Consider the following 14,967-nt stretch of genomic DNA (forward strand, 5'->3'; position numbering starts at 1 on the left):
CTCCTCCCGAGCGAAGGTTCTCCTCCCGAGCGCGCATGACCGTCAGGCGAGCAGATCAGCGACCGCCGCAGTGGCGTGCTCCACGAGCAGCTCCAGCGCGCCGGGGGCGAGGGGCGTCTGCCAGGCCTGATACGCCCCTCGGTCGTAGGCGTCGCGCGTCGGCAGATACACGAAGCCCGGCCCGTTCGTGAGGTTCATCACGACGATCGGGGTCTCGGGGAAGCGTGCCCGCAGCATCGTCTGCAGCGGCGAGTACGCCTCGCCGGGGTGCCCGACGATGATCGCGTCGCCGAGCCGCCAGGCCCAGACCGGATGCGGCACCGTCGGCCCGTCGATGTACCCGTCGCGCAGGTTGCGCGCTCGCCCCAGTCGCTCCTCGCGCGAGCGCGGGTCGATGTCCTTCCACTCCTCGGCGAGCTCGTCGATCGTGGGCAGGGCGCGCAGGGGCAGCTCCACGCTCGTGAGCGACGCTGCGGCATCCGTGCCACCATCGACCGCACGCCCGGCCCAGATCGCCAACGGCGCACCCGACTCGACGACGCCCTCGAGCGTCAGCTCCTCGCCGGGCGTCGGCAGCGCGTCGAGGGCCGCGAGCACCGCATGCCCGAGCGAGCGTCCGTGGCGATCCGCCACCCCGACGTCCCCGGTGTACTGCTCGCGCGGCGCGAGCTCGCCCGAGGCTCCCTGCACGAACAGGCACGGTGCCCCGGTCGCCGACTCGACGATCTCGCGCATCGCGCCGACGTAGTCCGGCGAGACCTCGCGGTTCTGCCAGGCGAGGGTCGTGGGGTGGCAGGCGTAGTTCACGAGCGTCGCGCACACGACACCGTCGAGGCTGATCCGGCCGATCGTCACGGTGTCATCCGCCGTGCCCGCAGGGTTGTAGCCGACGAGTGCGCGCCCGTCGACGTCGAGCTCGCGGTCGGCCGCCAGCGTGCAGCGACCGTGGGTCCACTCGATGAGACCGGGAACGGCACCATCGAGCGCTTCCCGCCCGGCAGCGACACCGGCGGCGGCGAGCGCGTCGAGGTAGCCGGGGATCAGCTCTCCGCCGGGCAGGTGCGCATCGGCCGCGCACAGCACGGCCCCGGCGTGGGTGTGCGAGAGCGAGAGCATCAGCTGATCGGGATCCAGCCCGAGACCGGAGAGGATCGCCCCGCGCACCGCCTGCTCGTCGGCCACACGCCGCCACCAGGTGCCGTCGACCGCGAGCAGCACCCGCGGTCGCTCATCCGACGAGATCAGCGCGAGCGCGGTCAGCTCGAACGGGCGATGCGCGCCCTCCGAGCGCTCCCAGTCCGCCGGACCCCAGTTCTTGGCGCGGATGCCGAAGGGCGGCGTGATGTCGCGGCGCGCGACGCCGATGCGTGCCGCGGTGCGCGGGATGCGGATGCGGTCGCCGACGTGCGTCGCGGTTGCCGTGTCGTTCACACCAGGTCCTCCATGGTCTCCATGATGCCGCCGCTCACGCGATCGTGAGCACGTCGGCGATCAGCACGCGGTCTCCGGCCTCGGGGAGGCCCGCCTCGACACCGCGCACGACGTCGTCGCTGAACAACAGCGTGGATGGCTCCGAGAAGCCGTCAGCCAACCGCAATCGTCCGCCGACGAACTGGCCGCCGGTGACGCGCGCGTGGTTGACGCCCGTGCCGATGTCGACGTGCGTCGCGCCCTTCTCCGCTGTCGAGGTCAGACCGCTCAGACGCCAGGTGACGACCCCGGCGCCGGCGGCTCGGGACAGCATGGCTCCCTCGCCGCGCTCGGTGCTGAGCTCGACCCCTTCCATCACGATGACCTGGTCGCGCACCGCGGTCGCGGTGAGCAGGACATCGCGCACCGTGCCGCCGCGGATGGTCACCCGCGACGCACCGAACTCGGCGGTCGCGCCGTCCGCGGGACCGCTCAGGCGGCAGTCGACGAACTCGACCGGCCCGGCACCTCGCGCCTTCGTCCCGTCCACCCCGGTGATGGTGCAGCGCACGAAGCTCACCGGCACCGTGACCGGGGTCTGGATGAGCACCTGGTCCTTCGGCAGCGCGAACGTGCAGTCCTCGATCGTCGTCGGCCGTGAGGATCGAGACGACCGCTGCCCGATGGCCAACAGCCCGGCGGTGCATCCGCGCAGCTGGGCGCCGTCGGCATTGATCGTCATGGTCGCCTGCGGGTCGAACGTCGACCGTCCGATCACCCGGACGTTCTCGAGCGTCAGATCGCTGATCCTGGTGCCGGCCACGAACCACGAGCAGACGTGATCGCGCACCGTGATCCGTTTGGCGGAGGTGCCCCACTGCGCGCCGGAGTTGGCGATGTCCATCAGCCCCGAGCATCCGATGAAGGTGAGGTCGTGCTCGTACTGACCGTGGGTGGTGAAGGGGTTCCCGCCCTGATCGTCGCCGTCACCGTGGCAGTTCTCGACGATGCAGTATGCGCTGGCGGTCAGATCGTTGAGGTGCCGCGCGTTCGACGACGTGCAGTCGCTCACCCGCCCGTAGAGGCAGGAGATCTGCTGCGTGAGGTACCCCGCGCCCCCGTAGAACACCGTGGGCGGGTTCTCGACGGAGCAGCGCTCGGTCGTGAAGTGGGTGTTCCACCGCCGCATCACGACCGGCCACCAGGTGCGGCTCGCGTGCACATCGGCGACATCGCAGTGGATGGCGTACTCGAAAGCGATCGGATGCGATCCGGTCAGCTCACGGGGGTCGGGGAACGAGCCGTCAGTGGGTCCGTCGAAGGGACCGGCGCCGAGGAACCGCATGTTCGAGATGCGCACTCCGGAGACGGGGTCCATCTGTCGCCAGGTGAGTGTGCGCCCCTTGTCCAGCGGCCAGCCGTTGAGGTAGTCGATCCGGATGTGCTTTCCGTCGATCTGCTGCGTCACCTGCACGAATCGCTGGATCTCGCGCTCATCGGCTCCACCTCCGGCGACCGCATCGCACTGCACCGCCCACCAGGAGTCCACCGGGAACTTCGCTGCATCGGGCACGGCGACGGCATCCGTGAGCTCGGGCCAGGCCTCCGCCAGCTGATGCTCGACGACGACGTCTCGCGACACCCCGGTGAAGAACATCACCGCACCGAACGGATTGTCGTGGGTGTTCGCCTCGATGCCCTCCGTCGAGATCAGATGACCGCCGAAGTCGATCTCGAGGTGGGACCGCGTGAAGCGATGCCGCCGCTGGAACAGCAGATCCGTGTGGGCTTCGATCCGGGCGATGCGGGGGTCGTCCACCATCGCGGCGAGCGCGTCGTCGGCCGCCGTCTTGGGCCCCGTGATGCCGAAGACCCGGAAGTCGACGGTACCGTCGTGCTGCAGCAGCCAGGTGGTGCCGCGCTTGCCGGCGATCACCGTGCCGCCGTTGGGCGTGCTCTTCGGGTTCTCGCTGCCCACGTACACGAGCAGCCCCGCGTCGCCCGGCGTCCGATACCCGGCGACGATCGCCATCTCACCATCCCGCGCGCGCAGCCGCGACAGCTCGGCGACGGATTCCGCCCGCGTGATGTCTTTCGCCCCCATCGCGGCGGGCGCAGCCTGCGCGGGTGTCGTGGCGGCGAGGGAGCCAGCAGCGCCGAGCGCGACCGCACCGAGCCCGGCCAGGAGGGTGCGGCGACCGGTGGAGCGCGCGCTCCCCTCCGGCGACATCGTCTCCGCGTGCGGATCCGTCACGGCGGGTGATCCGTCGGTCATGACAACTCCTTCCTCATCGGATGGTTCCCACCGGGACCGCGCTCGTCACGGCACCCTGCGACTGCCACAGCGCTGCGGCCTCGGCACGCCGACGGCGCTCCCGCACCGGGTCGGCCACCGGGATCGCGGCCATCAACCCGCGCGTGTACTCGTGCTGCGGGTTCGCGAACAGGGCATCGCGGGCACCGATCTCGACGATGCGCCCCTGCTGCATGACCGCGACCGTCGACGACATGTACCGGATGACCGCCAGGTCGTGGCTGATGAACAGGTACGTCAACCCCAGCTCCGCCTGCAGCTCGCGCAGCAGATTGAGCACCTGCGCCTGGATCGACACGTCGAGAGCCGAGACCGACTCGTCGAGCACCAGGAACTCCGGCTCGAGCACGAGCGAGCGCGCGATCGACACGCGCTGACACTGCCCACCCGACATCGAGCGGGGCAGGCGGTGCGTGAACTCCTCGTCCAGCCGCACGCGGTGCATCGCCTCACGCACCTTCTCGGCGCGCGTGGCGCGGGTGCCGATGCCGTGCGCGAGCAGCGGCGCCTCGATGATCTGGGCCACCGTCTGCCGGCGGTTCAGCGCCGAGAACGGGTCCTGGAACACCATCTGCATCCGCCGACGCAGCGTGCGCAGGTCTTCGCCGCGCATCTCGTGCGGGCGGTGGCCGTCGAAGACCACGGCACCCGCATCGATCCCGCCGAGCGCGAGCACCGCCTTCGAGACGGTCGACTTGCCCGACCCCGACTCGCCCACCAGGCCCACGGTCTCACCACGGCGGATCTGGAACGACACGTCGTCGACCGCTGTGACGCGTCGCCCAGAGCCCAGCGTGAACACCTTCGAGAGCCCCTGCACATCGACGAGCACGTCGCCGCTCTCGCGGGCGCGGTCGATCGCGCTGATCGACCCCGCTTCCGTCACCGCCTCCGTGCCGCGTTCGAGCACTTCGGCCGCGGTACGGATCGGCTGGTGCACGTCGATCGTGAGGTCGACCACCGCTCCCAGCAGCGCCTTCGTGTACGGATGCTCCGGCTCGGCATAGAGCGTGTCGACGGGTGCCTCCTCGATCACACGTCCGTGGCGCATCACGTGGATGCGCTCGCAGAAGCCGGCCGCCACACCCAGGTCGTGCGTGATCAGGATCACGGCGGTACCGTGCTCGTCCGCCAGTTTGTCGAGCAGGTCGATGATGCGCGACTGGGTCGTGACGTCCAGCGCCGTGGTCGGTTCATCCGCGATCAAGACCGCCGGGCGTGACGACATGGCCATCGCGATCATCACGCGCTGCCGCATGCCGCCGGAGAACTCGTGGGGGTACTGCGCGAGGCGCTCCTCAGGCAGCGGCACGCCGACCTCCGTCAGCAGCTCGACCGCCCTGGCGCGCGCCGCTTCCTTCGAGACCCGGTCGTGCAGCCGGATCGCCTCGACCAGCTGATGACCGATCGTGCGCACCGGGTTGAGAGACGACATCGGGTCCTGAAAGACCATCGCGATCTCGCCGCCGCGCACGCGGGTCATCTCCCGCTTGCTGAGCGTGAGCAGCTCCCGGTCGCGCAGACGGATGCTGCCGCCGAGCGTCGCGCCGTCGTTGAGCCGCATGATCGACAGCGCCGTGAGCGACTTGCCCGAGCCGGACTCGCCGACCAGGCCGATCCGCTCGCCGGGGCGCACCGAGAAGCTGATGCCCTTGACCGGCATCGCATCGCCGTAGGAGACGGTGAGGTCCTGCACCTGCAGGACGGGCGTGACCTCGGTCATCGTCCCTTCCCCTTCCGATCGCCGCCGAACTGGTCGGCGAGCACGTTGAGCAGCCAGATGGTGACGAAGATGAACAGCGCGGGGAACAGCACGTACCCGATCGACTGGTACATCTTCTGGTAGCCCTGCTGCACGAGGGTCCCCCAGGTCGCCTCGGGGGGCGCGATGCCCAGACCGACGAAGCTCATCGAGGCCTCCAGCAGGATGGCGTTGGCGGCGTTGATGGCGGCCTGCACCACGATCGGCCCTCGCGCGTTCGGGAGCACCTCGGCGAACAGCAGCCGGCTGCGCTTCGATCCGAAGGCGATCGCCGCCGTGAAGTAGTCCTCCTGCAGTTCGCTGAGCACCGAGGAGCGCACCAGTCGCGCGGTCGTCGGAGTGAGCAGGATGCCGATGATCACGGCCAGCTTGACCGGATCGGCACCGAACGCCGAGATGAAGACGAGCGCGAACAGGATCTGCGGGATCGCCATGACCGTGTCGGCGAGCCGCATCAGGATCTCGTCCCAGAGGCCGCGGGCGAAGGCGGCGGCCATTCCCCAGGCGATGCCGAGCACCATCGCGACCAGCGTCGCACCGCCGGCGATGAAGATCGTCAGCTGCCCGCCGTAGAGCACGCGGCTGAACAGGTCGCGCCCGAGCTCATCCGTGCCGAACAGATGCACGGCCGAGGGGCCGGCGAACCGGTCGGACGACTGGGCGGACGGATCGAACGGCGCGATGATCGGCGCCAGCACGCACGCCAGCACGATGAGTGCCAGCAGAGCCAGCGGGATCCAGGAGGCGAGCGCGAGCCGGCGACGGGGTCGGGGTCGGGTCGACCGCAGCGCGAGAGTGAGGGTGTCAGCCACGGCTGCTCCTTGCACGAAGACGCGGGTCGAGCACTCCGTAGAGGAGGTCGACGATGAGCGTGGTGAGGATGAACATCGCCGAGATCAGCAGCACCACGGATTGCAGCACCGCGTAGTCGCGCTTGAACACGGCATCGATCGCGAGCGAGCCCAGTCCCGGAACCCCGAACACGTACTCGACGATCACGACGCCGCCGAGCGTGTAGCCGACGATCAGTCCGAGCATCGTGAGTCCGGGGATCAGCGCGTTACGCAGTGCGTGACCGAGCACGACGCCGCTCGCGGACTGGCCCTTGCCCTTCGCGGTGCGGATGTAGGAGGCATCGAGCACCTCGACCATGGATGCCCGCAGGAAGCGCATGAGGAGCGGCGCCGCAGCGAAGGCGAGGGTGAGGGCCGGCAGGATCATGCGCACGAGGTTGTCGCCCGGGTCCTCGCTGAACGGCGTATAGCCGCGCGCGGGCAGCACCTTGAGCTGCACCGCGAACACCACGATCAGCACGATGCCGATCAGGAACTGCGGCAGCGCCATGCCCGCGGTCGAGATCGCGGTGAGGATGCGGTCGACGGCGCCGAGCGGACGCAGCGACGCGATCACGGCGGCCGGCGTCGCGATCAGCACCGCGAGCAGGATGCCGATGACGGTGAGCTCGATCGTGGCGGGGAAGCGCTGTGCGATGAGCTCGGAGACCGAGTACTGGTTGAAGTACGACTGACCGAAATCACCCGTGAAGACCCCGCCGATCCAGCGCAGGTACTGCTCGATGATCGGCGCGTCGAGACCGGCCTCCTCCCGGAGGCGCTGCAGCATCTCGGCGTCGACGCCGGGGGTCGAGCCGAGCCGGGTGATGACGGGGTCGCCCGGCAGCAGCCGGAGCACCACGAAGACGAGGAGCGAGGTGGCGATCAGCATCGCGATGCTGATCGCCACCCGCCGAAGGATGGACAGAGCCACGTCAGCCCTTCAGGTGCGCGTTCTCGAGGTGCAGCTGTCCGCCACCCTCGACCCACACGCCGTCGACCGTGGTGCTGGTCGCCGTGACCACGGTGGACTGCAGCGGCACGATCAGCGGGACCTGCTGGTTGATGATCGTCTGCACGGTGCCCCACTTCTCGGCGCGGGCGGTCTCATCGGGCTCGGCGACGGCATCCGCGAACGCCTGCTGGAAGTCCGGATCGACCCAGTTGCACTCGCAGCGACCCTCGAGGTAGAAGTTCAGCGAGTACGCGGGCTCCGGCGGAGTGGACTGGAAGTTCGGCACGATGTAGCCGGGGAAGCTCTTACCCGCGGGGTAGAACGAGTCGACCCAGGTGCCGATGTCGTTGTTGTCGATCTTGAGCGTGATGCCGATCTCCTTCAGGCTCGCTTGCAGGATCTCACCACTCGTGTTCCACTCCGGGTACTGGCCCGCGATGCCCCACCAGGTGAGGGTGCTTCCCTCGGTCACGCCCGCCTCGGCGAACAGCTGCTTGGCCTTGTCGAGGTCGTAGGAGTAGTCGGTCAGATCGCCGCCGAACCAGGGGTTGACCTCGCCGAGCGCGTTGTTGGTGGGCGAGACGGTGCCCTGCCCGTAGTACGCGGCCTCGAGGATGGCCTCCCGGTCGGTCGCGTAGGCGAGAGCCTGGCGCGCACGGACGTCGTCGAACGGCGCCGACTGCGTGTCGACCTCCCACGAGGGCCACTGGCTGGGGTTGTCGGGGGTGACGAGCGCGATGTCGCCACCGCCTTCCAGCCCGGCGACGTCGCCCTGCGGCACCGACCACAGCACGTCGATGTCGCCGGAGCGCAATCCGGTGACCGCTGCCGTGGATTCGGCGGCCTTCACGAGAGTGATCTCGTCGAGGGCCGGCGCCTCGCCGAAGTACTCGGGGTTCGGGACGAGCGTCAGGCTGTCATCCGGTGTGAAGGCGTCGACGATGTACGGACCGGTGCCGATCGGCTCCTTGTCGATCGTGTCGAGGGCGTCGACGTCGAGCATCTTGACCCAGACGATGCCGGCGGCGAAGGTGGCGATCGGCTCGGAGAGGGTGATCACGACGGTCTTGTCGTCGGATGCCGCGACATCCGTGACCATCGAGATCTTGTTCTTCTCCTGGGTCGCGGTCTCGGGGTCGAGGTAGTACTCGAACGACGCCACCGCGTCGTCCGCCGTGAACGGGTCGCCGTTCGAGAACGTGACGCCGTCGCGCAGCGTGAAGGTCCAGGTCATCTGGTCGTCCGACACCTCCCACTTCTCAGCGAGGTCGCCGACGATCTCGCCGGACTCGTCGGTCTTGGTCAGACCGTTCCACAGCAGCGGGAACAGCACCTCCTCCCAGGCGAAGGTGCGGATCGCGGGATTGAGCTGCGGGATGCCCTGCGCGGCGGCGACGGTCAGGGTCCCGCCCTCCTGCGCCTGGCCATCGGGAGTCGAGGGCGTGCTGCTGCAGCCGGCAGTCATGAGGGCGACGGTGAGCAACGCTGCTCCGCCCAGCCGAACACGGCGACGAGACATGGTGCCTCCAAGGGGTAGATGGTGCTTCGGGTAGTGAAGGGTTTCGCTATAGCATGTAGCAAAACAGCATCTTCGTCTAGTGCGAATCGGGCGGATGCGGTTACGTTCTCGTTACGCTCGCCGGACGGGTCATCCCGCCACCGCCCCAAATCTGCCATAGCATCGGTCGATGCAGGAACTTGCCCGGGGGCCCCTCGGTTCGCGGCACAGACAGGAGAGCCACCGTGCGGAGCGTGTCGGACCAGAACATCGCCGAACAGGTCGCTGACGAGCTGCGCTCGGCCATCCACTCCGGCGAACTCGCCCCCGGTGAGCGCCTGGTGGAGCGCAAGCTCGCCGACCGGCTCGGCGTCAGCCACATCCCGGTGCGCGAAGCCCTGACGCGCCTCGCCGAGGAGCGCCTGATCACGCGCGAGCCACGCCGCGGCGCCCGCGTCGCCCAGCTCAGCGCGCAGGATCTCGAGGAGATCTCCAGCTTGCGGATCGTACTGGAGCAGTTCATGGCGATCCGCGTGCAGGAGCGATGGAACGCCGAGTCTGCCGCCCGTCTCGGCGCGATCATCCAGGACATGTCGGCCGCCGCTCCCGGCGACATCGCCGAGGTGCTGCGCCAGGACCGCCTGTTCCACGAGACGCTCGCCGACCTCGCGGAACACCGTTTCCTCGACGAGCTGAGCACCCAGCTCCGCGGACGCATCGCCGGGTTCCTCCACGCCGCGAACGCCGCGCTGGACCCCGCCGAACAGGAGGAGCACGTGCGCAGCCATCAGCAGATCGTGGATGCCATCGCGAGCGGCGATCCCGACCACGCTCGTGACGTGATCGCGGAACACGTGACCAGGGCCGTCGAGCGCATCACCCCGTCTGCCGAGTGAGCGCCCCCGTGCGCCCGAGGACCATCGTCATCACCGGCGCCTCCGACGGCATCGGCGCCGCGGCCGCCCGACAGCTGGCCGATGCGGACCACCGGCTGATCCTGGTGGGCCGGTCCCCCGAGAAGACCAGGGCCGTCGCCGCCGAGACCGGGGCCACGCCCTTCGTCGCCGACTTCGCACGGCTCGATGAGGTGCGCGAGCTCGCGGCGCAGATCGCGGCCGAGGTGGGCGAGGACGGCATCGACGTGCTGGCGAACAACGCCGGCGGCATCTTCGGCGATCAGACCCCGACGATCGACGGGTTCGAGAAGACGCTGCAGGTCAACCACCTGGCGCCCTTCCTGCTCACGAACCTGTTGCTCCCGGTACTGCTGCGTTCTGGCGCGGCGGTCATCAACACCTCGAGCGTCGCCCACCGGCTGTTCGGGCACATCGACATCGACGACCTCGACAACCGCCGCAGGTACAGCGCCAACAAGGCCTACGGCGACGCGAAGCTCGCGAACGTGCTCTTCACGAAGAGCCTGCACACGAGGTTCCACGCCGAAGGGCTGCGCGCGGTCGCCTTCCACCCCGGCACGGTGAGCACGAACTTCGCCTCCGAGTCATCCAGCATCATGCGGCTCGTGTACCGCACTCCGCTCAAGCGACTCCTGCTCATCAGTGCGGAGCGGGGCGGGGCGAACCTGCGCTGGTTCATCGACGGCATCCCCGACGAGACCTGGTTCTCGGGCGCCTATTACGACGAGCGCGTGCTGAGCAACCGCGTGAACCCGCAGACCGACGCCCCCGCCCTGGCCGAGTCGCTCTGGCAGCGCAGCGCGGAGCTCGTGGGGCTGTAGCCCGCCACGTCCCCGAGTGCACGGCTTCCCGCCGAGTGCACGACTTCTTCGCGTTGAGAAGTCGTGCACTCGCGAACAACCCGTGCACTCGCGGATGCCGCCAGCGCGAGTGCGGCTCAGACCACGAGGTTCGCGGTGTCGACCACGCGGTCGCCCTCGACGGGGAACGCGGTGCGGGCGACGCCGGACTCGACGTTGCCGGTGTGCAGCAGTGTGGACTCCGCGCCGAACGCGCCGTCGGCGAGCTCGACCGCACCACCCTCGAAGCGGTTGCCCACGGCGCGGTAGTGCGTGACGCCGGTCTTGATCGCGACGTGGGCGGCAGCGCCCTCCGCGCGGAACGTGCTGTCGGACAGCGTCAGGTGCAGGGCTCCGCTCCCGGTGCGCGAGATCCCGGTGCCGCCCTTGTTCACGACATCCGAGCCCGCGATCTCGACCGTCTGGGCCTCGCCGCGCGCCGCCGCGATCCGGGTGTTCCGCAGTGTGGAGCCCTCGAACCGCAGCCGCTCCGACGACGAGACGACCGGTCCGGCATCCTCCGCCGCGGTGAGGGTCGAGCCGCGGAAGGTCACCGCTCCCGCCCCCGCGATCTTCATGCCGCCGACCCCGCTCAGCACCGTGTCGACGAAGGTCACCGGCGTCTTCACGGTCGCGTTCGTGAGCTCCCCCGGCGCGACGAAGGTGAAGTGCGAGTCGGCGATCACGGTCGGCCGCGCGGAGTTGTCGGATGCCTGCGTGATGATGAGCGTGTCCGATGCCGTGCATCCGCGCAGCTGGGCGCCGTCGGCGTTGATCCACAGCATCCCGGACCCTGCGAGCGACGGCTTGCCGATCACCTGCACGTCCTCGAGCGTGAGGTCGGTGATGCGCACGCGGGCCACGAACCACGAGCACACGTGCTTGCGCACCGTGATGCGCTTCGCCGCCGAGCCCCAGGCGGCGCCGGAGTTCGCGAACGTCATGAGCCCCGAGTTGCCGGTGTAGGTGAGGTCGTGCTCGTACTGTCCGTGAGTGACGAACGGCCCCTGGTCGTCGCCGTCGCCATGGCAGTTCTCGACCAGGCAGTAGGCACTCGCGGTGAAGTCGTTCAGGTGGCGCGCGTTCGACGTGTGGCAGTTCGCGACGTAGCCGTAGAGGCAGTAGATCTGCTGCGTCAGGTAGCCGGCGCCGCCCCAGGTGACCGAGGTCGGGTTCGTGAGGGTGCAGCTCTCGGTCGAGAAGTAGGTGTTCCACCGACGCTGGATGAGCGGCCAGAAGGTGCCGGTGCCGTCGATGTGGTCGACGTCACAGCGCACCGCGTACTCGAAGGCCAACGGGTGAGACCCGGTGTACTCGTCGGTCCCGGTGCCGAGGAACTTCAGGTTCGACACTGTGACGTCGTGCACTGGCACGACCCGACGCCACGTGATGGTGCGGTCCTTGCCGAGCGGCCAGCCGTTCTTGTAGTTGATGCGGATGTGCGTGCCGTCGACGATCTGCGTCACCTGCACCAGGCGCTGCAGCTCGCGCTCCCACCGCCCCGACAGAGCGTTGACCTCGGCGGCATACCAGGTGCCCACCGAGAAGAACGAGGAGTCCGCGACCGGGAAGACGTCAGCCAGGTCGGGCACGTCCTCCCCGAGGCGCGCCTCCTGCACAGCATCGGTCACCTCGCCGCGGAAGAACATGACCGCAGCGAACGGGTCGTCCTTCGGGGCGTTCTCGATGCCGTCGGTCGTCATGAGGTGGTTGCCGAAATCGAAGGCGAGGTTCGAGCGCGTGAAACGGTGGCGGCGCACGAAGTTCAGGTCGGTGTGCGCCTCGATCCGGTGGATCGCGGCGTCGGCCACCATCGCGTCGAGGGCGTCGTCGGCGGGTGTCGACGCGTCGGCGATGCCGAACTGCCGGAAGTCCACGACCCCCGCGTGCACCAGCACCCAGACGCCCTCCTTGCGGGCGGCGAGCACGGTGCCGCCGTTGACGTCCGGCGCATCCTTCTTCACGAAGCGGTACAGCCCGTCGCCGCCGTCGCCGGCGGTCGCATAGCCGGCCGTGCGCACGAGCTCTCCGGCCTTGCCCTTGCGCTTCGCGAGATCGGATGCGGTGCCGACGCCCGCGACCGACGCCGAGCCCGCAGAGCTCTGCGGCACGAGGGGTCCGGCCGCTTGGGCGGGCCCGGTCGTGGCGACGGCGGCGACTCCGCCCAGCGCCGCGGCGCCGAATCCGGCGAGCAGCATCCTCCGGCTCCGAAGAGCCGCGGTCTCGGTGTTCTCCTGATACGTCATGGTGATCCTCCTTGCGGCGTCGTCGCCGCGGTCGTGCGCCCGCCGTGTCCGGCCGGGGCGCGTTCTCCGGTCAGTCCCCAGATCCCCAGTTCCGTGTCCGAGCGGATGCCCGGAAGCTCGTTGCTTGCGGTCGCGACGAAGTCAGGGCGGCCCTTCGACAGGCTCAGGGACCCAGGGACAGGGCGGCCCTTCGACAGGCTCAGGAGCCCAGGGGCGGGGCGGCCCTTCGACAGGCTCAGGGACCCAGGGGGCCTGAGTGCGCGCCGCCTCCGCCGCGCGGATCGTGTTCGCCACGACCGTCCGCGCCCGCGTCCACGGCGCCACGACCTCGCCCCGAGCGGCGGCGCGGAGCAGCGCTCCGACGAGGCCGTGGAATCCGAGCGACTCGTTCGGATCATCCATCGGAAGCACGACCGAGCGGATGCCGGATGCCGTGACGAGCTCGACCGCGTACGCGTCAGGGCCGGGCACCCCGCTCACCAGCACCTCCACCGGCACCTCGTCCACCCGCCCTGCGACACGCAGCAGCCCGCTCACGCCGGCCGCATCCTCCGAACGCGTGGTCGATCCGGTGCTCCGGCGGGTCCATCCGCGCCCGGCGCGCAGCTCCGCTCCGGGAAGCACGACGTCGAGCATCTCCCAGGCGTGCACGCCGACCGTCACCAGGGTCCCTCCGCCGAGATGCGGGTCGTCCTGCCAGGCGCGACCCGGCAGCTGGAACGCGGCGCTGTCGTGCTGGGCGCGCACGCGGATGCTCAGCACCTCGGCCGCGGCGACCTGCGCGGCGAAGGCGGTGAGCGCCGGGGCGAACCGCAGCGGCGAGCTCGTGCCGACCGCGCTCCGGCCGGCGGCGATCGCGCGGTCGCGGGCGGCGAGCTGCCCGGTGGTCGCGGCGATGACCTTGTTGAGGAACACCGGGGCATCTGCGGCATCGACCGCGAGCGCGCGCAGGAGCGGCACGACCTCCTGCGGCCGCGGCGTCGCGATCACGAGGTCGGGGCGCAGCGCGCGCAGCTCCTGCACCGAACCGACAGCGGCCCCGCCGAAGCGCAGGGCGAACTCGGCGCTCGCGTGCGCATCCGTGTCATGCACGGCCACGACCTCGGCCCCGAGCGCGCGCACGTTGGCTGCGTCCGTCGAGGGATGCGAATGCGCGAGCCCCGCGAACGCGACGCGCAGCGCTGAGCCGGTCATGCCATGGAGGACAGCTGGTCGCGATCGATCGCGTGCACGAGCGGGCGACCCTCGAGAAAGGCGGCGACCTCGTCGGTCACGATGTGCCCCTGTCGACGCCGGCCCTCTGCCGTTCCGGCCGCGCGATGCGGGGTGAGCAGCACACCGGGAAGGGAGCGGAAGGGGTGGTCGGCGGAGAACGGCTCCTCGTCGAACACGTCGATCGCGGCGCTCAGGCGGCCCGTGCGGAGTTCCTCGATCAGCGCCTGCTCGTCGACCAGCCACGACCGGGCGGTGTTGACCAGGCCGGTGCCGTCGCGCATCAGCGCCAGCTCGCGGCGACCGATCAGGTGGTGCGTCTCGGGCAGCGTCGGCGCATGCACCGCGACGATCTGGGCGCGGCGCAGCGCCTCATCGAGCGAGACGGGTTCCGCTCCGAGCTCGGCGGCGGCGGCCGGGTCGAGGGTGGGGTCGACCAGCAGCGGTTCGGCGCCGAGCGCACGGATCAGCGCGAGGTACGAACGTCCCGTGCGGGAGGCTCCGATCACGGCGATCGGCGCGCCCAGGATCTCGTGCTGCACGCCGGCGGTCTCGGCGTCGTACCAACCTCCGCCCTCGCGCAGAGCGTTGTGCATCTCGGGCACCCGGTGCAGCAGCGCGAGCGTGAACGCGAGCGACACCTCGGCCACCGGGCGCGCCATCCCCGCACCCGCCTGGGTCACGGCGACGCCCCGGTCGAACAGCTCCTCGGTCACGAAGGCCTTGAGCGAGGCACCGGTGTGGGCCACGAGCTCCAGTCGCGGCAGGGCCGACAGCGTGGCCGCATCGAGCGGTCCGACGCCCCAGCTGGTGATGACGATGCGGACCTCGTCGAGCACGGCGTCGGCCAGGCGGTCGACACGCACGAACGATCCGCCCGCCTGCGCGGCGAGGGCGTGGAGCCGCGCGGTGTCGGCATCCGAGAAGAACTCCGCGAACAGCTCGGCGGAGACCACGGCGACGATGCTCGGTGCACTCATG

General features: G+C 69.9%; 11 protein-coding genes. 2 read left to right on the forward strand and 9 right to left on the reverse strand.

Features of this window, described 5'->3' with window-relative positions:
* Positions 1-42 precede the first annotated feature (42 nt).
* Genes ACIOVG_RS06650 through ACIOVG_RS06675 form a run of 6 tightly spaced genes read right to left on the reverse strand, consistent with a single transcriptional unit; the run spans position 43 to position 8,793 of the window.
* Positions 43-1,431, reverse strand: coding sequence for a hypothetical protein (locus tag ACIOVG_RS06650; RefSeq protein WP_400870546.1), 1,389 nt, complete (start codon positions 1,429-1,431; stop codon positions 43-45).
* A 34-nt stretch (positions 1,432-1,465) separates the two neighbouring features.
* Positions 1,466-3,685, reverse strand: coding sequence for a peptidase C14 (locus tag ACIOVG_RS06655; protein ID WP_400870549.1), 2,220 nt, complete (start codon positions 3,683-3,685; stop codon positions 1,466-1,468).
* Positions 3,686-3,698: 13 nt separating this feature from the next.
* Positions 3,699-5,447, reverse strand: a complete 1,749-nt coding sequence (locus tag ACIOVG_RS06660; protein ID WP_400870551.1) for an ABC transporter ATP-binding protein — start codon at positions 5,445-5,447, stop codon at positions 3,699-3,701.
* A complete protein-coding gene (locus tag ACIOVG_RS06665; RefSeq protein ID WP_400870553.1) occupies positions 5,444-6,298 on the reverse strand; it encodes an ABC transporter permease in 855 nt (284 codons plus the stop codon). Before ACIOVG_RS06665 ends, ACIOVG_RS06660 begins: the two co-directional genes overlap by 4 nt.
* Positions 6,291-7,229: an ABC transporter permease gene (locus ACIOVG_RS06670; RefSeq protein WP_400870556.1), complete on the reverse strand. Its 939-nt coding sequence runs from the start codon at positions 7,227-7,229 to the stop codon at positions 6,291-6,293. Before ACIOVG_RS06670 ends, ACIOVG_RS06665 begins: the two co-directional genes overlap by 8 nt.
* Before the next feature lie 25 nt (positions 7,230-7,254).
* On the reverse strand, positions 7,255-8,793 hold the full coding sequence (locus ACIOVG_RS06675) for an ABC transporter substrate-binding protein (protein ID WP_400870559.1): 1,539 nt from the start codon (positions 8,791-8,793) through the stop codon (positions 7,255-7,257).
* Positions 8,794-9,026: 233 nt separating this feature from the next.
* Between ACIOVG_RS06675 and ACIOVG_RS06680 the strand changes: the two genes are divergently transcribed.
* Both ACIOVG_RS06680 and ACIOVG_RS06685 read left to right on the forward strand, forming a co-directional pair.
* Positions 9,027-9,668: a GntR family transcriptional regulator gene (locus ACIOVG_RS06680; protein ID WP_400870562.1), complete on the forward strand. Its 642-nt coding sequence runs from the start codon at positions 9,027-9,029 to the stop codon at positions 9,666-9,668.
* A gap of 8 nt (positions 9,669-9,676) precedes the next feature.
* Positions 9,677-10,510 (forward strand): SDR family NAD(P)-dependent oxidoreductase, encoded by an 834-nt coding sequence (locus tag ACIOVG_RS06685; RefSeq protein WP_400870565.1) that lies wholly within the window; start codon positions 9,677-9,679, stop codon positions 10,508-10,510.
* Between the two features lie 116 nt (positions 10,511-10,626).
* Here ACIOVG_RS06685 and ACIOVG_RS06690 read toward each other — a convergent pair whose 3' ends face one another.
* The 3 genes from ACIOVG_RS06690 to ACIOVG_RS06700 all read right to left on the reverse strand — a co-directional run bounded on the left by ACIOVG_RS06690 (position 10,627) and on the right by ACIOVG_RS06700 (position 14,966).
* Positions 10,627-12,774, reverse strand: coding sequence for a peptidase C14 (locus ACIOVG_RS06690; RefSeq protein WP_400870567.1), 2,148 nt, complete (start codon positions 12,772-12,774; stop codon positions 10,627-10,629).
* 141 nt (positions 12,775-12,915) lie between these two features.
* A complete protein-coding gene (locus ACIOVG_RS06695) occupies positions 12,916-13,968 on the reverse strand; it encodes a hypothetical protein (protein ID WP_400870570.1) in 1,053 nt (350 codons plus the stop codon).
* The gene (locus ACIOVG_RS06700; RefSeq protein ID WP_400870573.1) at positions 13,965-14,966 is read right to left on the reverse strand and encodes a hydroxyacid dehydrogenase; all 1,002 of its coding nucleotides are present in this window, start codon (positions 14,964-14,966) and stop codon (positions 13,965-13,967) included. The genes ACIOVG_RS06695 and ACIOVG_RS06700 overlap by 4 nt, the downstream gene beginning before the upstream one ends.
* Between the last annotated feature and the right edge of the window lies 1 nt (position 14,967).

The organism is Microbacterium sp. NPDC087591 (assembly GCF_044743625.1).
GTDB lineage: Bacteria > Actinomycetota > Actinomycetes > Actinomycetales > Microbacteriaceae > Microbacterium.